Source organism: Pelobacter seleniigenes DSM 18267, from assembly GCF_000711225.1.
Lineage (GTDB): Bacteria > Desulfobacterota > Desulfuromonadia > Desulfuromonadales > Geopsychrobacteraceae > Seleniibacterium > Seleniibacterium seleniigenes.
Window position 1 is genome coordinate 372,993 of the sequence record NZ_JOMG01000004.1, and the last position, 25,916, is coordinate 398,908.

25 protein-coding genes are annotated in these 25,916 nt (G+C 54.9%); 21 read left to right on the forward strand and 4 right to left on the reverse strand.

What is annotated here, in order from left to right; translation table 11 throughout:
• Entirely contained in the window at positions 1–531 is a 531-nt protein-coding gene (locus N909_RS0118625; protein ID WP_029917647.1) for a 3-isopropylmalate dehydratase small subunit, read from the forward strand.
• Positions 532–620: 89 nt separating this feature from the next.
• On the opposite strand, the gene N909_RS0118630 is transcribed toward N909_RS0118625, so the two are convergent.
• On the reverse strand, positions 621–1,379 hold the full coding sequence (locus tag N909_RS0118630) for a DsbC family protein (RefSeq protein WP_029917648.1): 759 nt from the start codon (positions 1,377–1,379) through the stop codon (positions 621–623).
• Between the two features lie 257 nt (positions 1,380–1,636).
• On the opposite strand from N909_RS0118630, the gene leuB reads away from it, so the two are divergent.
• The 8 genes from leuB (at position 1,637) to N909_RS0118670 (ending at position 10,143) form a co-directional block, all read left to right on the forward strand.
• The gene (gene leuB, locus N909_RS0118635; RefSeq protein ID WP_029917649.1) at positions 1,637–2,728 is read left to right on the forward strand and encodes a 3-isopropylmalate dehydrogenase; all 1,092 of its coding nucleotides are present in this window, start codon (positions 1,637–1,639) and stop codon (positions 2,726–2,728) included.
• Between the two features lie 76 nt (positions 2,729–2,804).
• Positions 2,805–3,557 carry an energy-coupling factor transporter transmembrane component T family protein gene (locus N909_RS0118640; protein WP_029917650.1) on the forward strand — a complete coding sequence of 251 codons (753 nt, stop codon included), beginning with the start codon at positions 2,805–2,807 and terminating at the stop codon, positions 3,555–3,557.
• 1 nt (position 3,558) lies between these two features.
• Positions 3,559–4,293 carry a tRNA pseudouridine(38-40) synthase TruA gene (truA, locus tag N909_RS0118645; RefSeq protein ID WP_029917651.1) on the forward strand — a complete coding sequence of 245 codons (735 nt, stop codon included), beginning with the start codon at positions 3,559–3,561 and terminating at the stop codon, positions 4,291–4,293.
• Positions 4,294–4,436: 143 nt separating this feature from the next.
• Positions 4,437–4,865 carry a 50S ribosomal protein L13 gene (gene rplM, locus N909_RS0118650; RefSeq protein ID WP_029917652.1) on the forward strand — a complete coding sequence of 143 codons (429 nt, stop codon included), beginning with the start codon at positions 4,437–4,439 and terminating at the stop codon, positions 4,863–4,865.
• 17 nt (positions 4,866–4,882) lie between these two features.
• Positions 4,883–5,275 (forward strand): 30S ribosomal protein S9, encoded by a 393-nt coding sequence (gene rpsI / locus N909_RS0118655; protein WP_029917653.1) that lies wholly within the window; start codon positions 4,883–4,885, stop codon positions 5,273–5,275.
• A 308-nt stretch (positions 5,276–5,583) separates the two neighbouring features.
• Positions 5,584–6,621: an N-acetyl-gamma-glutamyl-phosphate reductase gene (argC, locus tag N909_RS0118660; protein WP_029917654.1), complete on the forward strand. Its 1,038-nt coding sequence runs from the start codon at positions 5,584–5,586 to the stop codon at positions 6,619–6,621.
• Positions 6,622–6,679: 58 nt separating this feature from the next.
• Positions 6,680–8,806 (forward strand): L,D-transpeptidase Cds6 family protein, encoded by a 2,127-nt coding sequence (locus N909_RS0118665; protein ID WP_029917655.1) that lies wholly within the window; start codon positions 6,680–6,682, stop codon positions 8,804–8,806.
• A complete protein-coding gene (locus N909_RS0118670) occupies positions 8,803–10,143 on the forward strand; it encodes a L,D-transpeptidase Cds6 family protein (protein ID WP_051689958.1) in 1,341 nt (446 codons plus the stop codon). The genes N909_RS0118665 and N909_RS0118670 overlap by 4 nt, the downstream gene beginning before the upstream one ends.
• Positions 10,144–10,150: 7 nt before the next feature.
• On the opposite strand, the gene N909_RS0118675 is transcribed toward N909_RS0118670, so the two are convergent.
• Positions 10,151–10,360 (reverse strand): hypothetical protein, encoded by a 210-nt coding sequence (locus N909_RS0118675; RefSeq protein WP_029917657.1) that lies wholly within the window; start codon positions 10,358–10,360, stop codon positions 10,151–10,153.
• 337 nt (positions 10,361–10,697) lie between these two features.
• Here N909_RS0118675 and queA point away from each other — a divergent pair, with 337 nt between their 5' ends.
• The 8 genes from queA to murB all read left to right on the forward strand — a co-directional run bounded on the left by queA (position 10,698) and on the right by murB (position 19,181).
• Positions 10,698–11,732 carry a tRNA preQ1(34) S-adenosylmethionine ribosyltransferase-isomerase QueA gene (gene queA / locus N909_RS0118685; RefSeq protein WP_029917659.1) on the forward strand — a complete coding sequence of 345 codons (1,035 nt, stop codon included), beginning with the start codon at positions 10,698–10,700 and terminating at the stop codon, positions 11,730–11,732.
• A gap of 13 nt (positions 11,733–11,745) precedes the next feature.
• Positions 11,746–12,870 (forward strand): tRNA guanosine(34) transglycosylase Tgt, encoded by a 1,125-nt coding sequence (tgt, locus tag N909_RS0118690; protein ID WP_029917660.1) that lies wholly within the window; start codon positions 11,746–11,748, stop codon positions 12,868–12,870.
• A gap of 42 nt (positions 12,871–12,912) precedes the next feature.
• A complete protein-coding gene (yajC, locus tag N909_RS0118695; protein ID WP_029917661.1) occupies positions 12,913–13,218 on the forward strand; it encodes a preprotein translocase subunit YajC in 306 nt (101 codons plus the stop codon).
• A gap of 66 nt (positions 13,219–13,284) precedes the next feature.
• Complete coding sequence (gene secD, locus N909_RS0118700) at positions 13,285–14,883, forward strand: protein translocase subunit SecD (RefSeq protein ID WP_029917662.1); 1,599 nt, start codon at positions 13,285–13,287, stop codon at positions 14,881–14,883.
• A 14-nt stretch (positions 14,884–14,897) separates the two neighbouring features.
• A complete protein-coding gene (gene secF, locus N909_RS0118705) occupies positions 14,898–15,806 on the forward strand; it encodes a protein translocase subunit SecF (protein ID WP_029917663.1) in 909 nt (302 codons plus the stop codon).
• Positions 15,807–15,829: 23 nt separating this feature from the next.
• Entirely contained in the window at positions 15,830–16,402 is a 573-nt protein-coding gene (locus N909_RS0118710) for a tetratricopeptide repeat protein (protein ID WP_029917664.1), read from the forward strand.
• A 75-nt stretch (positions 16,403–16,477) separates the two neighbouring features.
• A complete protein-coding gene (recJ, locus tag N909_RS0118715; protein WP_029917665.1) occupies positions 16,478–18,214 on the forward strand; it encodes a single-stranded-DNA-specific exonuclease RecJ in 1,737 nt (578 codons plus the stop codon).
• On the forward strand, positions 18,207–19,181 hold the full coding sequence (gene murB, locus N909_RS0118720) for a UDP-N-acetylmuramate dehydrogenase (RefSeq protein WP_051689959.1): 975 nt from the start codon (positions 18,207–18,209) through the stop codon (positions 19,179–19,181). Before recJ ends, murB begins: the two co-directional genes overlap by 8 nt.
• Positions 19,182–19,187: 6 nt before the next feature.
• Here murB and N909_RS0118725 read toward each other — a convergent pair whose 3' ends face one another.
• Both N909_RS0118725 and N909_RS0118730 read right to left on the reverse strand, forming a co-directional pair.
• Entirely contained in the window at positions 19,188–20,285 is a 1,098-nt protein-coding gene (locus N909_RS0118725; protein WP_029917667.1) for a phosphotransacetylase family protein, read from the reverse strand.
• A gap of 147 nt (positions 20,286–20,432) precedes the next feature.
• Complete coding sequence (locus N909_RS0118730; RefSeq protein ID WP_029917668.1) at positions 20,433–21,623, reverse strand: pyridoxal phosphate-dependent aminotransferase; 1,191 nt, start codon at positions 21,621–21,623, stop codon at positions 20,433–20,435.
• 174 nt (positions 21,624–21,797) lie between these two features.
• Between N909_RS0118730 and pheA the strand changes: the two genes are divergently transcribed.
• The 4 genes from pheA to cmk all read left to right on the forward strand — a co-directional run bounded on the left by pheA (position 21,798) and on the right by cmk (position 25,866).
• Positions 21,798–22,901: a prephenate dehydratase gene (pheA, locus tag N909_RS0118740; protein ID WP_029917669.1), complete on the forward strand. Its 1,104-nt coding sequence runs from the start codon at positions 21,798–21,800 to the stop codon at positions 22,899–22,901.
• Positions 22,898–23,767 carry a prephenate dehydrogenase gene (locus N909_RS0118745; protein ID WP_029917670.1) on the forward strand — a complete coding sequence of 290 codons (870 nt, stop codon included), beginning with the start codon at positions 22,898–22,900 and terminating at the stop codon, positions 23,765–23,767. Before pheA ends, N909_RS0118745 begins: the two co-directional genes overlap by 4 nt.
• A gap of 97 nt (positions 23,768–23,864) precedes the next feature.
• On the forward strand, positions 23,865–25,166 hold the full coding sequence (gene aroA, locus N909_RS0118750; protein WP_029917671.1) for a 3-phosphoshikimate 1-carboxyvinyltransferase: 1,302 nt from the start codon (positions 23,865–23,867) through the stop codon (positions 25,164–25,166).
• 22 nt (positions 25,167–25,188) lie between these two features.
• On the forward strand, positions 25,189–25,866 hold the full coding sequence (cmk, locus tag N909_RS0118755; protein WP_029917672.1) for a (d)CMP kinase: 678 nt from the start codon (positions 25,189–25,191) through the stop codon (positions 25,864–25,866).
• Positions 25,867–25,916: the final 50 nt, after the last annotated feature.

A 25,916-nucleotide genomic window follows, 5' to 3' on the forward strand; every position in this document is an offset into this window, starting at 1 on the left:
ATGCAGAAGAGCTTTGGGGGGGCGGCCATTTTTCTCGACCGCTCCGATATCAATACCGATGAGATCATCCCGGCGAAGTATCTGACCGAGGTGACCAAGGAAGCCCTGAAACCTTATATTCTTGAAGACCTGACACTGGATGGATTCGATCCGAAAGGTGCAGCTCTACAGAACGCGACGGTTATTGTGACCCGTGAGAATTTCGGTTGCGGTTCGTCACGCGAACATGCTCCCTGGGTTTTCGAGGTTAACGACGTGCATACCATTATCGCGGAAAGTTATGCCCGGATTTTCAGGCAGAACATGTTTAACTGTGGGATGTTGGCCATTGAACTGCCAAAGGCAAATGTCGATGAACTGATGGAATTGCGTCGCGGTGGACCGGTCAGCATCCGCGTTGATCTGGACCAACAACGGGTTATCGCTGAAGGTGGCTCCGGGGAAAAAGAATTTTCTTTTGAGATCAGTCCCTTTGACAAGGCCCTGGTCAATGCCGGCGGGTGGGTTGAATTTGCGGATGCCCGCTATTAATGAGGTTGTTCAGGTGAACTCCACAAAAAAACCGACGTTTCAAACCGTCGGTTTTTTTGTGGAGCCCTTTATGGTCAGCGGCCGGGCGGTTACTTGTCGGCCGGGGTGTTTTCTTTGATCAATGTCATCAGATCCGCCAGGGAGTGGTAGCCGGGAAAGATCAAGCCGTTCGGCATAATCAGGGACGGCGTGCCGCGGATCCCCAATTTTTGAGCCAGGGCCAGGTTTTTGTCTCCGGCATCGGTGTCACAATCCGGTTTGGGGAGGGCTTTTCCGGCAAAGGCCATTTCCAGCTGGTCAATTGATTTGTTGCAGATAATGGTCTTGGTTATTTCTTTGGAACTCTGCTTGAAGGGGACCAGTTTCAATTTGAAGGCCAGTTCCGGGTGTTCCTTAACCGCTTCCAGCAGCACCTGGTGCAGCTGGCTGCAGTACGGACAATGGGGATCGGTAAAGACCAGGATCGGATGCTTCGCGGCTGGGTTTCCAAGCAGCAGGGCATCGTCCAGCGGGATCTGCGACAGGTCGATGGGGTTCAACTGGCGAAATTCTTCTTCGGTCAGGTTGGCCCGGTCGGCAATGCGGATAATATTGCCGCTGAACAGGTAACGCCCTGAGGCGTCCAGGTAGAGAGGGTAGATTTTCCCCTGCATTTTCATGCCGACCCGATAGAGACCAGGAACTTCGGAGGGCGTTACCGAGACAACCTCCCCTTGAATCCCGTTTAAAATGGTGCTGGCGGATTCTATGGTTAATTGCGGCGGGGGGGGCTGAGGTGAAGAATCGGCCGCCAGGACCGGTTGCGCCGCAAAGAGGATCAACATGAGAAAGAAAAAAGCATAACGCATAGAGTTCTCCTGTAAGCCTGTAAGGAAAGTTAAAGATGTCCGGCACCATAGCATAATCTGTATCATTGTGGCCAGTCATTGGCTTAGCGGCGGGCATGGAGCTAAAAAGGGTTTGACAAAAAAATAGCCTCTTCCTATAGTTTTAGCCGTTTTTACCCGGTCTTTGCAGTGTTCCCGAGGCGCTGCTTTCGAGTTTATTCCACCTGCCCCCCCCGGTTGGGAGAGGACATTCTATTTTTATGGGAGTTAATCCAATCATGGTAAAAAGTTTTAAGATTGCAGTGTTACCCGGTGATGGTATTGGTCCGGAGGTTATGGCGGAGGCGTTGAAGGTCCTTGATGCCGTTGAATCGAAATATGCTGTCCGCTTTGAACGAACCTTCGGCAATGTCGGCGGTGCCGGTATCGACCAGGAGGGTAAAGCCTTACCCGATACCACGGTGGCGCTTTGCAAAGCGTCGGATGCGATTCTGTTCGGCAGTGTCGGTGGCCCCAAATGGGAAAAACTGCCCCCGAAAGAGCAGCCTGAACGCGGCGCTTTGCTGCCGTTGCGCAAGATCTTCGGGCTGTTCTGTAATTTGCGTCCGGCCATTGTTTTTCCGGCCCTGACCGGTGCCTCAAGCCTGAAACAGGAGGTCGTCGAAGGTGGGTTTGATCTGCTGGTCGTTCGTGAGTTGACCGGCGATATTTATTTTGCCGAACCCAAGGGGATTGAAGGCGAAGGGCAGGAGCGAACCGGTTTTGACACCATGAAGTATTCGGCCGCCGAAGTCGAACGGATTGCCCATATCGCTTTCCAGACTGCGCGCAAGCGGAGCTGCCGGGTTTGTTCCGTCGACAAAGCCAATGTCTTATCGACGTCGATTGTCTGGCGGGAAACGGTGGAGCGGGTCGCTACCGAATACCCGGATGTCTCCCTCACCCATATGTATGTTGATAATGCGGCCATGCAGCTGGTTCGCTGGCCCAAGCAGTTTGATGTCATGCTGTGCGGCAACATGTTCGGTGATATCATTTCCGATGAAGCTGCCATGCTGACCGGTTCTCTCGGCATGCTGCCGTCTGCTTCTCTTGCTGAAAGCAGTTTTGGCATGTACGAACCATCCGGTGGAAGCGCCCCCGATATCGCCGGCCAGGGCATTGCCAACCCCATTGCCCAGATCCTTTCCGCCGCCATGATGCTGCGCTATTCCTTTAACCTGACGGATGCCGCGGACGCTGTTGAAGCTGCGGTTGAAAAGGTCCTTAATGACGGTTACCGCACCGCGGATATTTATCAGGGTACGGCCGTCGAACAGAAAGTCGACACCGCCGCCATGGGTGATGCGATTGTTGCTAGACTGGGCTGATCCCGCCCGGCCGATTTTTGGAATGACCGCTGATAAAGGGGGGCTTGTGGCCCCCTTTTGTTGCCATGGAAAACGTATGACCCAAGGCATCTACCGCTCTGGAAACAGCTTTTTGCATCGTCTTGATGCGCGAGTCAAGCTGGTTCTGTTGTTTGTTGTTATCATCTGTTTGTTTACGAGTTTTGATCTGCACGTTCTGGGCGGTCTGATCGGATTGGCGGGCCTGGCTGCGGCTTTGGCTAAAGTGTCCCTCGGGGCGGTTTGGCGGCTGCTGAAAATGATGAAGTGGCTGTTGCTGTGCACGTTGCTGCTGCACCTGTTGTTGACCCCTGGACGGACCTTGTTCGGCACCGGTTGGTTGTCCTACGATGGGCTGATAAATGGCCTCTGCGTCGATAGTCAACTGCTTCTGGCGGTTCTTTTTTCTCTGCTGTTATCCTGGACGACACCGCCGCTAGAACTGGCCAGGGCGCTCGGCTGGTTGCTGGCACCACTGCGGCTGGTGCGGGTGCCGGTTGCAGAGATCACCGGGATGGTGTTGCTGGTCATGCAGTTTCTACCGCTGATCCGGCAGGAGATTGCCCAGGTCGATTCCATACAGAAAGGGCAGGGCAGAGGGCCATTAAGCAGGCTCAGATGCTGGGCCGAGCAGTTGGAACCGCTGCTGCTGAGATTGTTTGATCGGGCTGATGAGCTGGCCCGGGATATCGCAACCGCCCGGGTTGTGCCGGAACCTGCAGACACCAAGGAATGTCAGCCCCTGGGACTGTCGGTTTGGGCAACACTCTGTGCCGGAGTGCTCTGTGTTGTTCTCTTCTGGCGATGGTGACATGCGAAAAATCTGCCTGGTTATTGCTTATGAAGGAACTGACTATGTCGGCTGGCAATATCAGCCCAACGGTCTGTCGGTCCAGCAGTGTGTTGAAGAGGCCTTGCAGAAGTTGACCGGGCACAATTGTACGGTCTATTCGGCCGGGCGAACCGATGCCGGGGTCCATGCTCTGGGCATGGTCTGCCATTTTTCGACGGCACGAGACCTGCCCTTGTCGGCCTGGCGAGAGGGGATGAATTCTTTTCTTCCGGCGGCCATCGCCGTGCGCAGTGCCCGCGAGGTCGATGAATCATTTCATGCCCGTTTTTCGGCCACCGGCAAGCATTATCGTTATACGCTGCTTTGTGACCCGGTTCGCTCACCACTGGAGCGCAGGACCTCCTGGCAGCTCAAAAGTGATATCGATCTGATCCGGATGCGGGTTGCTGCCGCGGCTTTTATCGGCTGCCATGATTTTCGCGCCTTCCGAACGACCGGTTGCTCAGCCGAGACCACTGTCCGGGAAATTTTTTCGGTCACGCTGACGCAGCAGGGGGCGCTCGTGTATATTGATATAGAAGGCAGCGGTTTTCTGAAAAATATGATCCGGATGATGGTCGGAACCCTGGTTGATATCGGTCGCGGGAAAAGACCTGTTGACGATATCGTCAAGATGTTGCATTCTCCAGGCTCCGTCGGGCCGGCATTGACCGCTCCGGCACATGGTCTGTGTCTGATGCAGGTGTATTATTGAAGCAAATTGGTGAAGATGTAAGTCTGCTGGCAGAAAGCTGTTTTTCCTTGACGAATTCACTTGACAGCATGGTTTGAGTCGGATAGATTTACCGCTTTGTGAGCCCCACAACCCTTTTAGATAGATGTTTGGAGAGGAATGCGATGAGTACTCAGGTCGCTAAAGAACAAGACGTTAAAAGAGATTGGTTTGTTGTCGATCTGGAGGATGTTGTCCTGGGTCGTGCAGCGACTGAAATTGCCCGTGTGTTGCGTGGCAAGCATAAAGCGATTTTTACCCCGAGTGTGGACACCGGTGATTTCGTCATCGTGTTGAATGCCGATAAGATCAAGTTGACCGGAAACAAACTGGCCGACAAGAAGTATTATCGACACACTGGTTTCCCGGGTGGTATTCGCGAAATCAATGCTGAAAAGCTGCTTGCCCAAAAACCGGAAATGCTTGTCCAGGCGGCTGTCAAAGGCATGCTGCCGCGCAACAAGCTGGGGCGTAAAATGTTCCGTAAACTGAAGGTATATGCCGGTGGCGACCATCCTCATGCCGCCCAGCAACCTAAAGAATTGAAGATCTGATCCAGGGAGATAGCTAGATGGCTGAGCAGAAGTTTTATGCAACCGGCAAAAGAAAAACCTCAATCGCCCGTGTCTGGATGAAACCAGGGACCGGTGAAATCGTTGTCAATAAACGTCCTCTGGATGTTTTCTTCGGTCGTGAAACCTCCAAGATGGTTGTTCGTCAACCCTTGGAACTGACTGAAAATGCAGATAAATTTGACGTTTTTGTCAATGTCTGTGGCGGTGGTGCTTCGGGTCAGGCCGGTGCGATTAAGCATGGCATTACCAAAGCACTGCTGGAAGCCGATCCGGAATTGCGGGCTGTGCTGAAAAAAGCCGGGTTCATCACCCGTGACAGTCGCGTTAAAGAACGTAAGAAATACGGCCGTGCAGCTGCCCGCCGGAGTTTCCAGTTCTCCAAACGTTAATTGTTTCGGCAATTACTGTTGGCAAGCAAAATCGAAGAAGGGAAATCCGCAAGGGTTTCCCTTTTTTTGTCGAGCATGCCCGGTTATGATTTGGTTGCGATACGGCATTAGCCGGTTGTTGGAAAAGTCCATCCCTGGTCTTTTTCAAGCCCGGTGGAGAAAAGTGCGATTTCCTCCACCTTACAAAATCAATGAGTTGGAAAGGCATTATTGATTTTGATCGCCCGCTGATGGGCTCGGCAGGCTGTTATTCAACAGCTTGTTGGTGTTGGCAGATGTTTTTTTCGGATTTGTTTATGGAGAGTTCTATGTTGAATGTCGCCGTCATTGGAGCTAGTGGATATACCGGTGTTGAACTGTTACGGATCTTGGCCAGGCATCCCCGGGTCAATATCTGCTGTGTCACGTCCAGGCAGCATGAAGGAGTGCCGATCAATCAAGTTTTTCCTTCTTTAAGTGGTTCCTGCGAGCTGGTTTGTGAACCCCTTAACGTGGCCGCCATTGCCCCCCGGGTTGATCTGGTCTTTACCGCACTGCCGCACAAATCGGCCATGGAGGTCATTCCCGATTTTCTCGCAGCTGGCTGCAAGGTGGTGGACCTGTCGGCCGATTACCGGTTGAAAGATAAAGCTGTTTACGAATTCTGGTATCAACAGCACAGCAGTCCGGAGCTGTTGGCTGAGGCTGTTTATGGTCTGCCGGAGTTGTATCGCGATGAGATCAAGGCCGCACGGCTGGTCGCCAATCCGGGCTGCTATCCGACCAGTATTATTCTGGCTCTGGCACCGCTGCTGGAACAGCGGCTGATCGATCCGGCAACACTGATCCTCGACAGTAAATCCGGTACCAGCGGGGCCGGGCGGGGAACCAAACAGGGCAGCCTTTTCTGTGAGGTCAATGAGGGCTTTAAGGCTTATGGTGTTGCCCAGCACCGGCATACCCCCGAGATTGAGCAGGAGCTGAGCCGGGTTTGTGGACAAGAGCTTCAGGTCAGTTTTACTCCCCACCTGTTACCTTTGACTCGCGGCATGCTCTCGACCTGTTATGCAACAGCCACCGGCGTCAGTTCGGGTGGAGACCTGATCGATCTGTACCGGCAGCGCTATGCTCATGACCCCTGCGTGCGGGTGATGCCCGGCGGAGAGTTGCCCAATATCGCCTATGTGCGGGGAACAAATTTCTGCGATGTCGGGCTTGTGTATGATCCGCGGACCAACCGGGTCGTGGCTATCGGTGTGATCGACAACCTGGTCAAGGGGGCGTCCGGGCAGGCCGTACAGAATATGAATATAATGTGCGGCTTCGAGGAATTGCTCGGGTTGGATATCGTGCCGATTTTTCCCTAGCAATTGCGCGAGGCTCTTAGTATTTTTGTAAGCTAATGTTCTGCTAAGGATAACGCTCATGCCCGAACCAAATCAGACTTTTTTCGACTCTGAACTTATCGAAAAACGGGTCGAAAATGATTCTTTTATCACCTACCTGGCGGATAGCGCTGAGTTCGGCAAGGTTGAACTGCTGGTGGTTAAGGCTGAAGCACGCCTGAGCGGAAAGAAACATGCTGATTTTCTCCTCCGAGCCAATCAGCTGGCCGAAAAGGGGTATGCCAATATCGGTCTTCCCCTGAAGGCCGGCGAGTTTGGCGGACAGCTGGCCTGTCTTTACCCACTGCCGCAAGGGCGTCCCCTGGCCGCTTCACTGGCAGAGCCATCGACGGTACGCGAGGTTCTGAGGCTGATCAGCCAGCTTGCCGGTGCCATGGTGACTCCGCACGCTGAAGGGGAACACCATGGGCACCTTTCTCCGGGGACGGTTTTTATCCGTTCTGACGGAACCCCCTGGCTGAATGAATTTTCGCTGGGGCAGCTTCTTCTGCTCGATTTCCATAGCGGGATCGATCCTGCCTATTGCAGCCCTGAGCAGGTTCGCGGGGAGGGGACCGGACCCGAATCAGATATCTATAGCCTGGGTTGTCTGCTGTTCTGTCTTTTGACTGGCCAGCCGCCATTTTCAGGGGCCGATGACTTCGCTATCGCGACACAACATCTGGCAGGGGACTTCCCGGAGTTGCCGCCGGAGTTCTCCAGCTGCCAGCCTTTGCTTGCGGCATTGGTGCCGATTATTCCAGGACAACGGCTTAGCGCTGCGGAGGTTGTTGATAGTTGTTCGGCACTGCTGGCAGACCCCGGGACCGAAGCTCTCAAGTGCTTCAGGACGAAGAAAGACTCTGCCGTGCCGCCAGTCTCCCCCAGTGCTTCCGCTGTCGATCGGCAGGAGGTGGAGGTCAGTGACATTGCCGCACGGGTGGCTGCCAGGTTGCAAGAACATACGCTGGAAACTCGTGAGGCAGAGGAGTTGGCTGTTGATCCGCCGTTTGAGAATGCCGAGCCGCATCCTCAAAGCAAAGGGAGCTACAGCAAGTTGCGTATGGTTGGCGCGTTGATTATGGGTATCCTGCTTGGTTCGCTGTCGTTCCAGTTGCTTTCCGATCCGGTGCCCCAGCTGGAAGAACGTTCTGCGCAGCCGCACGCCCCGGTGTTGAACGATTCCCTGTTCAACGAACCCTTGTCGAAATGGCAAAAGAGCGATTTCAGTACTGCCCGCGAAGAACTTGATGCGTTGCTGCAAAGTTACCCCGATGATCCGCGGCCGTATAATAACCTGGCGGCCATGGCCGCATTCCTTGGCGATTATGATCAGGCTCGGCAATACCTTGAAAAGGCTCTGGCCACCAGCCCGGTCTATTTGACCGTGCACCGAAACCTGGCCGCAATTTACACAGAAATGGCTCGGGATTCTTACGGGAAAGCCCTGCAATTGAAAGAACAGAAGCGTCCCCTGCCATTGCAGGTTTTTTCCGGCCAGGGCATTATTTTCCTGAACACCGATCAAGCGGCCACGGCCCTTGTTGCGGAAAAATCCCAACCGGGGTCGGTGACTGAAGGCGCCGAAGGTCAGCAAGCGGCCGGGAATGATGTGGTTGCTGCCGCTCCTGCACCGGCTGAGCCCGGCCCGTCTGCACCGGCGCAAAGCAGCACTGCAGAAACTGCTGCCCCCACAACGGCCGAGGAACAGCCGGCCGAGGCGCCCTCTTTTCCGGTTGGCGCTGTTGCCGGGACTGCTGATATCAAGACAGCCCAGGCTGCAACAGCTCAGGAAGCAGAGCCAGGAACTGCAGCGCTAGCGGAATCGGCCGAGCAGTTTTTGCGGCGCTGGGCCGCGGCCTGGTCACAGCAGGATGTTGAGAGCTATCTCGCATTTTATTCAGCCGATTTCCAGCCGGCCGGTCATCGTACGCGGGAGGACTGGGAAAGGCAGCGTCGCAACCGATTGCGGAATCCCGAAACAATTCAGGTCGATCTGGACGCGTTCAAGGTTGTCAGGGAGCAGGGATCGATCATCGTCCTGGAGGCGGTACAGCATTATCAGAGTAATCGCTATTCCGACGTGAGTCGCAAGCAGTTTGAGCTGAAGCAAAACCCTTCCGGATGGAGCATTCTCCGGGAGCGCTCTGTGGAGAGGATTCGTTGACCTTCTTTCGTGTGCTGACAGTATTGGCCTTATTGGCCGCCATCGGTCTGACCGGGGCCAAGGTGAGTGCGTTGTGGACTCAGCAGGAGATGACTGCGCCTGCTTTCATCCCCAGCGTACCGGCTCCTCCGGCCGTGGCCGACGCTGTTGTGAAACAACCGCCAGCCGATCCGGTTCTTGAGCGGCTGAATCAGCGGCTGACCGACAATCCGAATGATTTCGAAGCCAACCTGCTGAAAGGACTGTTATTGTTCCAGGATGGGGAGTTGTCTGAAGCAATTGCCGTGTTGGAGGACCTGACCGCGCGAGCGCCAAAATTTCAACTTGCCCACCTGATCCTCGGCGATCTGTTGTCCGCGCGTTATGGACTGGTGACTCCTTTTGCTGCTGACGCCATTAATGGAGTGGGGGAACACCATCAGCAAGTCGCGCAGTTGAAAAATGAGGCCCGTGCCAGGCTGGAAGGGTATCTGTCCGCTTTGGATCAGGCGACTGTCCCCGCTGTCCTACTGACCCTGGGAGAGAGTATCGGGCATGCTCTGGTGGTCGATAAGAGCCGGCATCGCTTGTATGTTTTTCGCAATGCCGGGACCGGGCTGCCGCCGAAGCTGATTGACGATTTCTATATTGTGCTCGGGAAAGTGCCAGGGGATAAACGCCGTGAAGGGGATTTGAAAACGCCCGACGGAGTCTACTTCGTCACCAGCTACCTGCCTGATGAAAAATTACCGCCACTGTACGGACAAGGGGCTTTCCCCGTTAATTACCCGAATGAATACGACCGCCGATTGCACAAAACCGGCCAGGGTATTTGGCTGCATGGGACCGATAAATCTTTGTACAGCAGACCACCGCTGGATAGTGAAGGCTGCGTGGTCCTGACCAATGAAGAGTTTGCACGCATCGCAACTTATGTCGAAGTCGGGCGCACCCCGGTGGTTATCAGCGAGCAGGTGCAATGGTTGAGCACCAGGGAATGGCTTGATCGCAATATCGAGATCCAGGCCGCCCTTGAAAGCTGGCGACAGAGTTGGGAGAAAGCGGATCTGCAAAGCTATCTGGATTTCTATTCCGCTGATTTCTGGAGTAGCGGCTATGATGAACAGAGTTGGGGCGAATATAAGAAAAGGGTCTTTGCCGGAAAAACCTTTCAAAAGGTCGGCCTGGCGGATATTGCCCTGTTTGAATATCCGCGTTCTGCGCAACAGCCGCCGATGGTGGTGGCCAATTTCGAACAGCGCTACCGGTCCAACAATTTTAACGGTGATATGCGCAAACGGCTTTACCTGGTGAAGGAATCCCAGCGCTGGAAAATTCTTTATGAGGGCGGCCAGTAACCCGTCTTCAGGTGGCTGCCGCCAATGCGCGAAGGCGGGTGATCAGTTCGTTCCGATCCAGGTTGTATTTTTCAACAATCTCAGCCAGGGTTGCAAACAACATCTCACAACACAGGCAGACTCCCGCAGCCTCATCGTATTCTTTAATGATCCCTACTGCCGCCGGATATTCGGTCAGGATATCCAGCAATACGCTTTGGGCTGAGATGTTGGCCATTGGTTGATATTCTCCTTAGCGGACGCTGCTCTTTCATTTCAACGTAATTTTTCAATCGCACTGTTGCCGAATCCGGACGGCGGCCTGCCCCTCTCTTCGGGCCTTGAAAGAAAAGAGTAAATTCATACATACCAAGTGACCAGAAAATGTTCAATCCACTCTTTTAAAAAGATCATCAGCAAGGCTCTTTTCAAGGCTGATCTCTGTTTCTCCAAAAGAGCCCTGATAAAGCTCGGAGCCTGCTTGGTGAAGCCTTTTGCCCGAGCAAAAGCGATTGACATTGGCTGCTTACTGTGATCTTCTAGGGCGCTGTTCGAGACAAGGTAGGCATGGTTCAATGCAGTTAAATGATTTTGATTATTCGCTCCCGGAAGAGCTGATTGCGCAGGCTCCGGCGGAGCGGCGGGACGGGGCACGGCTGATGTGTCTGAACCGCCGGACCGGGCTCGTCGAAACCACCGATTTTGACCGGATTGCCCGCTATTTTAAACCGGGCGATGTGCTGGTTCTGAATGATACCAAGGTGATTCCGGCGCGGTTGCTGGGGCATAAAAAAACCGGCGGCAAGATTGAAATTCTGCTGGTGCGGCGGCATCCCGATCCGCTCGGCGAGGACTGGTTGTGCCTGACCAAAAGTTCCCATCCGCTCAAGCCGGGCGTTCTGGTTGAACTGGATGGCGGCCTGGTTGCTGAAATCCTGGAGGAGGCGCAGGCTCCTTACCGACGGGTGCGGTTTTCCTGTGCCGGCAACTTTCTGGATCTGGTGGACAGGGTCGGGCATCTGCCGTTGCCACCTTATATCAGAAGAGCCGACAGCGACGCGGACCGGGATCGCTATCAAACGGTTTTTGCCCGCGAACAGGGTGCGGTCGCTGCGCCGACCGCAGGCTTGCACTTTACCGCGGAAATCCTGGCAGAGCTGAAAAATATCGGCGTCGAGATTGCCCCGGTGACCCTGCATGTGGGGCTGGGAACTTTCCTGCCGGTGCGGGTTGACAATATTCGCGAGCATAAGATGCACTCCGAACAGTATTCGATACCGGAGAGCACCGCGGCGCTTGTCAATCGGGCCAAACAAGAGAAGCGAAGGGTTTTTGCCCTCGGAACAACCAGTGCCAGGGCCTTGGAAACTGCGACGACGGAGGATGGTCTGCTGCAGGCCGGGCGTGGGGACAGCGAGATTTTCATTTATCCGGGCTACCGGTTTAAATCGATTGATGCCCTGGTCACCAATTTTCACTTGCCGAAATCGACGTTACTGATGTTGATTTCGGCCTTTGCTGGACGGGAACAGGTCCTGTCCGCCTATCGTCAGGCCGTTGCCCAGCGGTTTCGCTTTTTTAGCTATGGCGATTGCATGTTGATTCTTTGATCAGGTAAGACCATTGTCTGGATTCAAATACGTTCTTTTGCACCAAGATCAATCGACTCAGGCGCGCCGCGGGCGGCTTGAGCTGTCCCGTGGCGTTGTTGAGACCCCGGCTTTTATGCCGGTTGGAACTCAGGGGACGGTTAAAGGGGTTTTACCCGAAGCGCTCAAGGAGATCGGTGCACAGATTATCCTGGCGAATACCTACCATCTTTACCTGCGTCCGGGACATGAGCTGGTGCGGCAGATGGGTGGCTTACACCGCTTTATCAACTGGGATCGGCCGATTCTGACCGACAGCGGCGGATTTCAGGTTTTCAGCCTTGGTGAGTTGCGTAAGATTTCCGAGCAGGGAGCCTCATTTCAATCCCATCTGGATGGCAGCTATCATCTGCTCACTCCGGAGCTGTCGATGGAAATCCAACTGGCCCTCGGTTCGGATATCGTGATGGTCTTTGATGAGTGTATCCCGCATCCAGCCGAACGTTCCTATATTGCCGATTCCACCAACCGTTCCATGCGCTGGGCACGGCGTTGTCGCGAGGTGATCCCACCGGGGTCTGCGGCGGCACTGTTCGGTATTGTTCAAGGCGGAATGGAACTGGACCTGCGCAAACAAAGCGCGGAGCAGCTTCAGGACATCGGTTTTGAAGGTTATGCTCTTGGCGGACTTTCCGTCGGCGAACAGACCGAATTGATGTACGACATCATGGAATACAGCCTGCCGCTGCTGCCTGCGGATCGGCCGCGTTATGTCATGGGGGTCGGCACACCCGAGAATCTGGTTGAAGGGGTCGCTCGAGGCTGTGATATGTTCGACTGTGTCATGCCCACCAGGAATGCTCGCAACGGGGTGTTGTTTACCAGCTTCGGCAAAATCAGTATCAAGCAGGCCCGTTATCGTGATGATCAGGAACCGATTGATCCCGAGTGTGATTGTTATGTCTGCCGTCATTACAGCAGAGCGTATTTGCGCCATTTATATGTCAGTGGAGAAATACTTGCTTCAGTACTTAACACGCAGCACAATCTCTATTACTATCAGCATTTGATGTCGATGATCAGGGCTTCACTGGAAGCCGGACAATTCGACAGGTTCAGAAAAGATTTTTATCGGAAGAGAAATATTCAGGTTTTTTGAAAAAACTTTTCATCATCAGTCCATAACCAAGGAGGATACGACATGGCAACGGAAGCATTTGCAATGGCAGGAACCGGCGCAGCCCAAGGGCAAGGGGGCTATGAAGGCATTATTATGCTGGTGGCGATGTTCGCCATTTTTTATTTTTTGCTGATCCGGCCGCAGCAGAAGCGAGCTAAGCAACATAAAGAACTGATCGGCAACCTCAAGCCTGGTGATAGCGTTGTTACTGCTGGTGGTATTCATGGCAAGATCGCCAGTGTCGACGAAGGGACCATCTCCCTGGAAGTAGCGACCGGGGTTAAAATGAAGATGAATCGGTCTTCGATCACCGAGGTCAAACAATAAAAGCTTTGTCTTGTTGGTTATTCGACCTGCCGATGTTGTTCATGCAAAAAGGGAGATACAACGCAGATGTCCAAGAGTCTTAAATTCAGGAGTGTACTGGTTCTACTGTGCCTGCTGCTGTCTGTTTTCGCCATTGCACCGACGCTGTTGCGGAACAGTTTGCCGCAGTGGTGGCTTGATGCCTTCGATCCGATCCATCTCGGTCTTGACCTTCAGGGAGGGATGCATCTGGTCCTGGGTGTCGATGTCGATAAAGCCGTAGAGAGCCGCGTCGATACCATCATCGATCAGGTCGAGGCCCAGTTACGCGAAAAAGATATCGTTTTCAAACGGGTTGAGCGCCGCCAAGGCGATCGCCTGGTGGTTGTGGTTTACGACAAGGCAGAAGGTGCCAAAGTCGATGCTTTGATGGCGGACGAGTTCCCGTCCATGGAAGGCGAAACCTTTACCGATAGCGGTGGCTACATCGAGAAGAATTATCGTTTGAGCGATAACGAAATCGAGAATATTAAGGATTACGCCGTTCGCCAGGCCCTGGAAACATTGCGTAACCGGGTTGACCAGTTCGGGGTCAGTGAACCGACTCTGCAGCGGCAAAGCGACAACCGTATTCTGATTCAATTGCCTGGGGTTGAAGATCCCGAACGGGCGATCTCCCTGCTTGGAAAGACGGCTCGCCTGGAATTCAAAATCGTTGATGAGAATGCCAACATCCAGGATGCCCTGGCCGGTAAACTGCCGCCCGGCACCCAACTTCTTTATGAACGAAACGTCAATCGGAAAACCGGTGCTGAAAGCGAAACGCCCCTGGTGGTCAAGGACAAGACCGTCTTGACCGGTGACCTGTTGGCCGACGCCAACGTCCGCATTGATACCCGTTTTAACGAGCCTTATGTCGCCATCGAATTCAATTCGGTCGGAGCCAAGCGTTTTGACCAGATTACCGCCGCTAATGTCGGCAAGCGGATGGCCATCGTGCTGGATGACACGGTCTATTCGGCGCCGGTTATCAGGGAGCGGATCTCCGGTGGCAGCGCCCAGATCTCTGGAGCCTTTACCTCCCAAGAAGCAACCGACCTGGCGATTGTGCTGCGGGCCGGATCTCTGCCTGCACCGGTCAAAATCCTTGAAAATCGGACTGTCGGACCCTCTTTGGGGCAGGACTCCATTGATCGCGGGATCCGCTCAATCTGGGTCGGCGCGGTGCTGGTTATTCTGGCCATGATCATCTATTATCAGATGTCGGGCGTTGTTGCCGTTATCGCCCTGAGCCTGAATCTGGTGTTTATCGCTGCAATGCTGGCTATGTTCGGCGCGACCCTGACTTTGCCCGGCCTGGCCGGGATTGTCCTGACTATCGGGATGGCGGTTGATGCCAACGTGCTGATTTTTGAACGGGTTCGTGAGGAAATCCGCCTTGGCCGGGCACCAAAACTGGCCCTTGATTCGGGTTACAGCAAGGCCTTTTTGACGATTATCGATGCTAACCTGACCACCCTGCTGGCGGCGCTGGTGCTGTTCCAGTTCGGAACCGGTCCGGTGCGTGGCTTTGCCGTCACTTTGTCGATCGGGATCATAGCCTCTCTGTTCACGGCCATCTTTGTGTCCAGATTAATTTTTGATTTCTACCTGAAAGGCCGCGATATCAAGCGGCTAAGTATATAAAGGAGGCTGGCGGCATGCAGCTGATCAAGCCGAATACGAATATTGATTTTGTTGGCAAGCGCAAACTGGCATTTTTTGTTTCCATTGCCCTGATTCTGATCGGGATAGTCTCCCTGATCGTTAAAGGCGGTCCCAACTACGGGATCGACTTTGCCGGCGGCACACTGGTTCAGGTCAAATTTACCGAACCGACCGACGCTGCGACCATTAAAGGGGCGCTGAAGGATCTTGATCTGGGGAACCCGGTGGTGCAGAGCTTTGGCGAGGATCAGAATGAGTTTCTGATTCGCGTTGAGCGGACAACTGGTGAACTGCAGGGGCTCTCGGCGCAGATTCAGAGTACTCTTGAAAAAACCTTCAAAAAGGGACAGGTTGACATCCGGCGGGTTGAAATGGTCGGGCCTCAGGTCGGGAAAGATCTGCGCAGCAAGGGCCTGAAAGCCATCTTTTACGCCATGCTCGGCATTCTGGTCTATGTCTCCTGGCGGTTTGAGTTCCGCTTTGCCGTCGGGGCGATCGTGGCCCTGATGCACGATGTGATTATCACCCTCGGGGCGTTCAGTGTCTTTAATAAAGAGATTGACCTGCCGATTATCGCCGCCTTCCTGGCCATTATCGGTTATTCGCTCAATGACACTATTATCGTTTATGACCGGATCAGGGAAAACCTTGGCAAACACAACAAAGAAGATTTTTCCTTTATTGTGAACCGCAGTGTCAATGAGACTCTTTCTCGGACTTTGCTGACCTCAGGTACCACCTTGCTGGTTATCCTGGCATTGTTTATCCTGGGGGGAGGGGTTATTCACAACTTTGCCTTTGCCATGCTGGTCGGGGTGGTCATCGGAACCTATTCGTCCATTTTCGTTGCCAGCCCGATCCTGATCCTCTGGCAGAAAAAGAGTAAGGTCCGGACCAGTTGAACAGCTGAAAAGGAGCGTCGAACATGAAAAAGCAATCGCTTGTTCTGGCAGTCATCGCTCTTGTGATCGGGATTTTAGTTGGAGTGATTTACTCGAACTGGAAAAAGGATACCGGCGGGGCTGCCCCGCCGACATCCTCGGCACCACCGGTGGTCAATCATCAGCAGCAGATTTCTATGCTGGAAGGGATCGTCGCCAAAGAGCCGAACAACCGTAATGCCTGGGTGCAGCTCGGTCATAATTTTTTCGACTCCGATCAGCCGATGAAGGCGATCGATGCTTATGGCAAAGCTCTGGAACTGGATGGCAATGATCCGGATACCTTGACCGACCAGGGCGTTATGTTTCGTCGGGTCGGTTGGTTTGACAAGGCCATTGCCAATTTTAAAAAAGCCAATGAGCTGAACCCCAACCATATTCAGAGTCTTTATAATCTGGGTATTGTTTATCGCTACGACTTGAAGGATCTCCCGAAAGCTGCACAGGCCTGGCAGCGGTTGCTGGAGATCAATCCGGCCGCCCCGGGGGCAGATCAGATTCGGGCAGAACTTGAATTTATCAAGAATCACCCACAGATCCCTCAACAGCCAAAATAAAATAACTGTCGTTTGTTCAGGCCGGGTTGTTCGTTAACCCGGCCTGCTCGTTTTAATCCCACAGTTTGAGAACCTATGAAACCAGTTACTTCCCGCTCTTGGCAGCTGCGTTCGCCGTTGCCGGAACTCTCGGTCATGTCTGACCTGGCGAGTCGGCTCGGTATCAATGTGTTGACGGCCCGGATTCTTTGCCTACGCGGCATCACCGACCCTGCCCAGGGGCTCAATTTCCTGAACGGGAAGTTGGCAAACCTGCCTGACCCTGACCTGTTGCCGGACATGGAGAGCGCCTGCACCCGTATTGCCCAAGCGTTGGTGCGCGGGGAAAAGATTTCTATCCATGGCGATTATGATGTCGACGGAATCAGCGGCTGCAGTTTGCTGGTTGAGGCGCTTACGGCCTTCGGCGGTGAGGTCGAATACCATATCCCGATGCGACTCAAAGACGGCTATGGCTTATCCGCTGAGGCGATCCGGCGCGCTGTTGCCGCCGGCAGTCGGTTGCTGATTTCGGTTGACTGTGGGGTCTCCGCCCACCAGGAAGCCCGCCTTGCAGAAGAACTTGGCATCGACCTGATCATTACCGACCATCACCAACCCTCGACGGAACTTCCGGTCTGTTATGCTTTGATCAATCCGCATCTGCCTGGGAATCGGTTCCCCTGGACCGACCTGGCCGGGGTTGGAGTGGCCTTTTTCTTGATGCTCGGTTTGCGTCGGAAGCTGCGCCAGGACAATTATTTTCAGGGGAGAACGGAGCCTGACCCGCGTTATCTTCTTGACCTGGTTGCGCTGGGAACGATTGCCGACATTGTTCCCCTTGGCGGGGTGAATCGGATTTTGGTCAAAAACGGTTTGCCTCTGCTTGAGCAGGGGCTGCGTTGCGGGGTTGCGGCATTGAAAGAAGTGGCGCAGGTTAAACAGGTGACCAGTGGAGTGGTCGGTTTTCGCCTGGCGCCCCGCCTCAATGCGGCCGGGCGCCTGGAAGATGCCGCATTGGGGGTTCAGTTGCTGCTGGGGAAAGATCCGCGTACTTGTCAGGAATTGGCGCGTCGACTGGACGGTTTTAACCGGGAGCGGCAGACCATTGAAGAGCAGACCCTGAACGAGGCTATCGCCATGGTTGAAGAAGACCACCGATCGGACCGGCACAGCATTGTCCTGGCCGCCGATCATTGGCACTCTGGGGTGATCGGTATTGTCGCCAGCCGATTGGTGGAGCGCTATCATCGGCCCACGGTGCTGCTTGCCCTGGACCAGGGAGCAGGCAAAGGTTCTGCCCGATCCATCAACGGTTTCCATCTCTACCAGGCCCTCTGCTCCTGTGCTGAACCACTGCTGGGGTTCGGTGGTCACGCCATGGCGGCCGGGCTATCGATTGAAGCCGCCAGAGTTGGCGAGTTTGCCGAGCTCTTTGAACAGGCGGCCCGCGCTGCCCTGACCCCTGAAACCCTGCAGCCGGTTGCCTGGCATGATGGCCGGATCACCCTGGCGGAGCTGACGTCTGAGCTGGTACGGGAACTGGAAGACCTCAATCCTTTCGGCGCGGGCAATCCACAGCCGGCGTTTGTCAGCAGCGGCTGCCGGGTGACCGGCTTGCGGGTGCTGGGGGAGAAACATTTGAAGTTTTACGTCGAGCAGGGCCCTTGCCAGCTCTCCGCCATCGCTTTCGGAATGGCGGACCGATATGATCAGCTAACGGGACCGGTCGATCTGCTCTTTCGTCCTGGAATCAACCGCTGGCGGGGGACTGAGTCCCTGCAACTGCAAGTCATCGACTTCAAAAGCCATAGTGAACATGCCGATGAATAACCTCGCTATTGCCATAGCCGAGCTGACGGTCGCCAACCTTGGATCGGTGCTTAAGAATGAGCCGTTGTCCAGACATAATACCTGGCGCATCGGCGGTCCGGCCGCGGTCTTTGTCGAACCGGTGAATGCCGCTCAGATCTGCCGAGTGGTGGAAATTGCCGGCGCTTACGCTGTTCCGCTGGTGGTGATCGGGCAGGGGAGCAACCTGTTATTCGACGATCAAGGGGTCGCTGGTATCGTCATGAAGATCGGCGCGAAAATGGCAGCGGTACAAGTCATCGGGGAACGGATTGTCGCCGAGGGGGGCGTCTGGGTGCCGCAGCTTGCGCTGGTTTCGATGCGGAGCGGATTAAGCGGTCTGGAACATTGCATCGGGATCCCCGGCACTCTGGGCGGGCTGGTGATGATGAACGGCGGCAGTCATCGGCGCGGGATCGGGGAAAATATTGTGACGGTAGATATTGTGACCAGCGCGGGGCAGCAGCAAACCTTATCACGAAAGGCCTGCGAATTCTCTTACCGGCACAGTGCCCTGCAGGGCAGCGGTTGCATTGTGACCGGGGCGGAACTGCTCTGTACACCAGCCCAACGGAGCAGCATTCGCCGGGAGATGCTGAACGATCTGAGGGAGCGACGGCGGAAGTTTCCGCGGAAGCAACCGAACTGTGGGTCGGTCTTTTTAAGTACCGCAGAGATGCATGCCAGTGTCGGTCCCCCGGGGAAGATTATCGAAGAGGCTAACCTGAAAAGCCGGCGTGTCGGCCAGGCCATGGTTTCGGCACAGCATGCCAATTTTATCGTCAATCTGGGCAGTGCCACTGCCGCAGATGTCCTTGCTCTGATTGCCCAAATCCGCACCGTCGTCCGGCACAGCATCGGTTTTGACCTGTGCTGCGAGGTTCGCTACGTCTCTCCGCAAGGCGAAATCCTGCCGGCCCATCTCCGGGCCGCTGAACTGGCCGGGTGAGCCTGGTCAGGAAAACAAGGCGTCCAGTTCGGCAAAATTAATCCGCAGTTCGGCCAACTCTCTGATCATGGCAATCTTTTCCTGATCCTCCGCCTGAATTTTATGCACATCGGCGGAAATAATCTGATACAGCTTGCCGGTGGTGTGGCAGGTGGTTCTTAAATAAGGAACGTCGCAGCGATCCAGGATCTGCTGGGTGATATCGCTGATGTTCTGGATTCCGGGGATGAGCAGGCCGGCGATTTTTTTTCGGTAGGCCGGGATCTGGTACATGTTGGCAGCCGTGACCAACAGTTCGTCACGGCTGCTGGTCACGATCAGCAGGGTATCGTCGCGCAGCAGCTCCATCACTCGTTGCGTCGAAGGGGCACCGATCTGGACATGGTGGATAATCCGGTTGCTCCCCTGAGGGTCGCCATTCATGCTCAGATCCAGAATTTTGGCGATCCGGCTGAGGGTCGGGTTGGCCAGGACCGGTTGATAATTGAATCCTCCCAGCACCTCAAAGGGTTCTTCGGCAAACGCTTTGCGCAGGTAGGCCAGAGTGCTGTCGCGTTTTTCCGGGAGCAGTTTGTTGGCGAGCAGGGCGCGGATTTCCACACCTTCTTTTTCAAACAGGACTTTGTTCATGGCAACGGCGTCGATCACACTACCGACGCCGCCGCCGGTGATCAGCAGGACTTTTGCGCCCAGCAGCCTGGCGACCCGGGCGTTTGACAGGTTGATGACCGAACCGACCCCCGGATGCCCGGACCCTTCGATAATCAAAAAATCACAGCGCTGGTCAAGCCAGGCAAAGGCCCGCAGCATGGTCTCTTTCATGGCGGCAGGATCGAGTTCGCCATTGAGAACCTTGCGGGTCGAATCCGGATGGATCACCACCGGCGACATGTAGGGAAGGTCTTCCTCCATGCCGAAAACCTGGCACATCAATGCGGCATCTTTGTCGACGACGATGCCGTTCAGGGAGGCAACTTTCGGCCCGAGGGGTTTCATAAATCCCACCCGGCGATATTTTTGCCTGGCCAGGTGGAGCAGGGAGAGGCTGACAGTGGTTTTACCGCAGTTCTGTTCGGTTGCCGCAATAAAGAGTTTCTTTGCCATCAACGCCCCTTTTATAAGGTTGTTAAAACGCTGTCTGCCGGCAATTTTTCGAGCAGGGTCGGGAGCCGGTCATGGTCCCGACCTTTGCCTATCGATGTTTGAAAAGAGCTTCTTTGCCTCTGCAGGCGCTGACCTGGTCCAGCCGGTCTATTTTGCGGTCATGCCGACTTCTGCCGCCAGTTTTTCCCAGTGAGGAAGGCTGCGTTCAATGACGTCATCGTCGATGCAATAGGCAATGCGGAAATAACCGGGGCCGCCGAAACCTGAACCGGGAACCAGCAGGATCTTGTATTCCTGGGCCTTGCGAATGAATTCCATTTCATCGGCCAGCGGGGATTTGGGAAACAGGTAAAAACCGCCTCCGGGTTTGACGACTTCGAAGCCGAGTTCGACCAGCTTGTTGTACAGAAGATCACGTTTATAGCGATATTTTTCAATATCCACACGGCAATGCTGCAGGTTGGTGACCAGCCGTTGCATCAAGGCCGGGGCATTGACAAAGCCGAGTACGCGGTTGGCAAAAATGGCTCCCTGCATGAACATTCCGACCGCGGTCAGGTTCGGACTTGCGGCCAGATAGCCGATGCGCTCGCCGGGTAACGCGAGGTCCTTGGAGTGAGAGGTGACGATCAGCGAATTTTTAATGCAGTCAAAGATGCAGGGCACCTCTTCACCAAAACTGATGTGAGCGTAGGGTTCGTCGGAAATGGCCAGAATCGTCGTACCGAGTTCCTGCTCCTTGCGGGCCAGCAATTCACCCAGTTGTTTCAGTAGCGCCGCGGGATAGATGACCCCGGTCGGATTGTTGGGCGAATTGATGATGATGGCTCTGGTCCGGTTGGTGATGGCCGAGGCGATGGCATCGAGGTCCGGTTGAAAGTGCGCATCGGTCATGACTTCGACCGGGACCCCGCCATGGTTGTCGATGTAAAAATTGTATTCGACAAAATAAGGGGCCAGGATGAGCACTTCATCACCGGGATTGAGGATCGTTTTCAGCACCACATTCAGGGCGGCCCCGGCGCCGCAGGTCATGACCAGGTGGTTGGCGGTGAGGGTCGCCGAGCAGCGCTCCATTATGGCTTCGGCAATGGCCGCCCTGGTCTCTTCATAGCCGGCGTTGTTCATGTAGCGATGCATGCCGGGAATCGGGTGCTCGGCGATTCTCCGCAGTTCGGTATGCAGTTCCTCGGGTGGTTCCATGGTGGGGTTGCCAAGGGTGAAATCGAAGACATTCTCGGCCCCATATTGTTGCTTGAGGAGCAGTCCCTCTTCAAACATTTTGCGGATCCATGAGGAGTGTTCTATAAAATCTTTAATTTTGTGGGCTATGGGCATTCCGGTTATCCTTTTGCTGGGTTGGGAAAATAAGTGGAAAATGAAGTTTAGCCTTGCTGAATTCAGCGGTCAAGCAGGTTTGTTGACAGGAAGAAAGCTCTCTGTCAAATTGATTTTTTACACCGATTAGGCTACATTCCTGCCTTTCAATTGCTTGGAGAAAGAAAGAGACCTATGGCAGAAGAACAACTGAAACAATTGCGGGAACGCATCGATCTGATTGACAATCAGATCCTTGACCTGTTGAATCAGCGCGCCGAGGTCGTTTTGGCGGTCGGCAAAGCAAAACAGGGTGACGAGCGGGGGTTTTACGTTCCCAGCCGGGAAAAAGCAATTTACGAACGTCTGACCGGGAATAATCCGGGTCCCTTCCCCAATGATGCGGTCTGTAAGGTTTTTCGGGAGATCATTTCCGCATCACTGAATATGGAACTGCCGCTGCAGGTCGCTTTCTTTGGCCCGCAAGCAACCTTTACCCATATGGCGGCAATGCAGCAGTTCGGTCTTTCGGCCCAGCTGGTCCCATTGAAAAGCATCCCCGCGGTTTTTGAGGAGGTGGAACGGGGCAGGGCGCATTACGGTGTCGTACCGGTGGAAAATTCCACCGAGGGGGTGGTGAATCACACCCTGGACATGTTTATCGGCTCGGAATTGAAGGTGATCGCCGAGATCATGCTGGAGATTTCCCATAACCTGTTATCTAAAACCGGCCGGGTTGAGATGATCAGCAAAATTGTCTCGCATCCCCAACCGCTTGCCCAGTGCCGACACTGGCTGGAAACCAATATGGCTGATACGCCGTTGCTTGACGTGGCCAGCACAGCTGCCGCGGCCCAGCTCGCGGCGGAGGACGAAACCGTTGCCGCGATTGCCAGCCAGGCCGCGGCCATCCAATACGGCCTGCAGGTGGTGAAAGCGAAGATCGAAGATAATCCGCATAATTTTACCCGCTTCCTGGTGATCGGCCGGAAGTCTCCCGAACAGAGCGGCGATGATAAAACGTCGATCATGTTCAGTATCAAAGACGAGCCCGGAATCCTCTATCGGATGCTTGAGCCGTTCAGCCGGCGCCAGATCAACCTGGCCAAGATTGAAAGCCGGCCGATGAAACAGAAAGCCTGGGAGTATATCTTCTTCCTGGATCTGATCGGCCATGTCGCTGACCGGGATATTGCCGACGCCATTGAAGAGTTGCGCACCCATTGCCATTTTTTGAAAGTGCTCGGTTCTTATCCGCTGGCGCGCAGCGGCAGTCAGAGCGGGGATCACCAAGCATGAGCGAGCAGGTCTTTATTCCCAGGCTGGCAATTATCGGCGTCGGCCTGATCGGGGGGTCCCTGGCGCTGGCCTTGAAAGAGCGGGGCGTGGTCGGTGAAGTGGTCGGTTGCGGGCGCGGCCGACCGAATCTGGAAAAGGCCCTGGAAATGGGGATTGTCGATCGTTACAGCCGCGACCCGGTGGCTGCGGTCAAAGACGCGGACGTGGTTTTTCTGGCCACCCCGGTCAAATCCTTTGCCGCAGTGACCCGGCAGTTGCTGCCCGGCCTGAAGCCCGGGGCGGTGTTGACAGATGGCGGTAGTGTCAAGGCAGCGGTCGTTGCCGAAGTTGAACCGCTGTTGCCTGACCAGATCCAGTTCGTCCCCGGTCATCCTATTGCCGGTACCGAAAAAAGTGGCGCCGAAGCGGCTTTTCCCACCCTGTATCAAGGCAAACGCTGCATTTTAACCCCGACCGCGAGAACTGCGGAAGGGGCCCTTGATCTGGTGCGACGGATGTGGCAAGCGGTCGGTAGCGATGTGGTCACCATGTCTTTGGAAAAGCATGACCGAGTCCTGGCCGCCATCAGCCATCTGCCACATATGGTGGCCTACTCGCTGGTGAATGCGGTCGGTTCCTATGATCATTATGAAGAGAATATTCTGGAATATTCGGCCGGCGGGTTTCGGGATTTTACCCGGATTGCGTCATCCGATCCGACCATGTGGCGGGATATCGCCGAAACCAACCGGGATGCCCTGCTGGAAATGATGGCTCAGTTTGAAATTTTTTTTGCCGAGCTCAAGGCGGATATCGAGGCTGGAAACGGCGATCGGATGTTTGAGTTTTTTCTTAAATCAAAGCAGCTTCGCGATGCGATTCTCTGATTGCGGGGCTGGGTTGGTCAGCGGACTGAATTGAAATGACAAACCTTGGCCGGGACACTTCTGTGGCGAAGGCGGAGGAGATAAAAAGGCGGATGGAATGAATCATATTGAAACCAGGATTGTTGGCCCGGGGAAGGTTCTGCGTGGCGAATTCGTTGTGCCGGGAGACAAATCGATCTCCCACAGGTCGATCATGTTTGCCTCTCTGGCCGAAGGCAAATCGCGGATATCAGGGCTGTTGCGCGGCGAAGACTGCCTGTCGACGCTGCAAGCTTTTCAGTCCCTGGGGATTGAGGTCGAAGACCGGGCCGCTGATGAGTTGATAATTCATGGCCGCGGCCTTGACGGGCTGTGCGAGGCCGGCGATGTCATCGACTGTGGGAACTCCGGGACGACCATGCGGCTGATGAGCGGAATTCTGGCCGGGCAGCCGTTGTTCTCCGTATTGACCGGTGACCGTTATTTGAGAAACCGGCCGATGGCCAGGGTGATCGAACCCCTGACCAGTATGGGTGCGACAATTCACGGGCGCAGCAATCACTCCAAGGCCCCCTTTGCAATTTGCGGCGGTGGCCTGCAGCCGATTCAGTATCATTCCCCCATTGCCAGTGCCCAGGTCAAATCCGCACTGCTGCTGGCCGGGATGCAGATCGAAGGGACGACCACGGTTTTTGAACCACACCTGTCCCGCGACCATAGCGAGCGGATGCTGCGCTACTTCGGTGCCGATATCAATTCCTTCAAAGGGGGCGCCAGCGTCACCGGGCGGGTACGCCTGACCGGACGGGACGTGGTGGTCCCGGGGGATATCTCCTCCGCGGCCTTTTTCCTGGTGGCCGGACTGATCGTACCCGGCTCCGAATTGTTGCTGCAGAATGTCGGGGTTAACCCGACCCGCAGCGGGGTGATCGATATCCTTCAACAGATGGGAGGTTCCATCAAACTGCTCAACGAGCGTGAAGTCTGCGGAGAACCGGTTGCCGATCTGCTGGTCAAAAGCAGCGATCTGCATGGTATTGCGATTGGTGGCGAGGTTATCCCCAGGGCCATCGATGAGTTTCCGGTCATCAGTGTTGCTGCGGCCTTTGCCGATGGGGAAACAACGATCAACGATGCCAAAGAGTTGCGGGTTAAGGAAACCGACCGGATTGCGGCGATCTGCGATTGCCTGGGCGGACTGGGGGCTGCCATTGAACCGCGTGCGGACGGGATGAAGATTGTCGGCGGGCGGCCACTGGCCGGCGGGCAGGTCAAGTCGTTCGGTGACCATCGGATTGCGATGAGTATGGCCGTTGCCGGGCTGGTTGCCCAAGAGAGTGTTGAGATCCTCGATACCTCCTGCACGGAAACCTCCTTCCCGGGATTCTGGGACCTCTTGAACATGATCCAGGCCGGGTGATCCGGGTCGAGTGAGAACTGCTATGAACAAATTGATTGTTGCCATCGATGGTCCGTCCGGAGCCGGTAAAAGCACTTTGAGTAAATTGCTGGCCAAGCATTTGGACTATCTCAATATCGACACCGGAGCCATGTATCGCTCCGTCGCCTGGGCGGCCCGCCAGCAAGGAGTTGATCCTGACGATGAAGAGGCGTTGGCCGCCTTGTGCAGTCAGTTGGAGATTGAATTTATCCGGATGGCCGATGGAGAGCGGGTGATGGTCAATGGTCATGACGTTTCCAGCGCAATCAGAACGCCGGAGATCAGCCTGCTAACGGCCCGCGTGTCGGCCTGCCCCGCAGTCCGTGCCGCTATGGTCGAACAGCAACGGCGGCTGGGACGTGCCGGAGGAGTGGTTCTCGAGGGGCGGGATATCGGCAGCGTGGTTTTTCCTCATGCCGAAGTTAAATTTTATCTTTCCGCAACGGCTGCCGCACGGGGGCGTCGACGTTTTGAAGAACTCCGTCAAAAAGGCGCCCAAGTCGATCTCGAACAGACCATTCGCGAAGTCGAAGCCAGGGACGCCGCCGATATGCAGCGGACCCATGCCCCTTTAGTCCAGACCGCGGACGCGATTGCCATCGATTCGACCAAAATGACCATCGACGAGGTTCTGGAGCAGATGCTGAGAACCATCAGGCAAAAAGAAGTGAACAATTAAAATATGATTAACTGCCTGAAAAATATTGATTTGTTTTTTCTCAAGGGCTG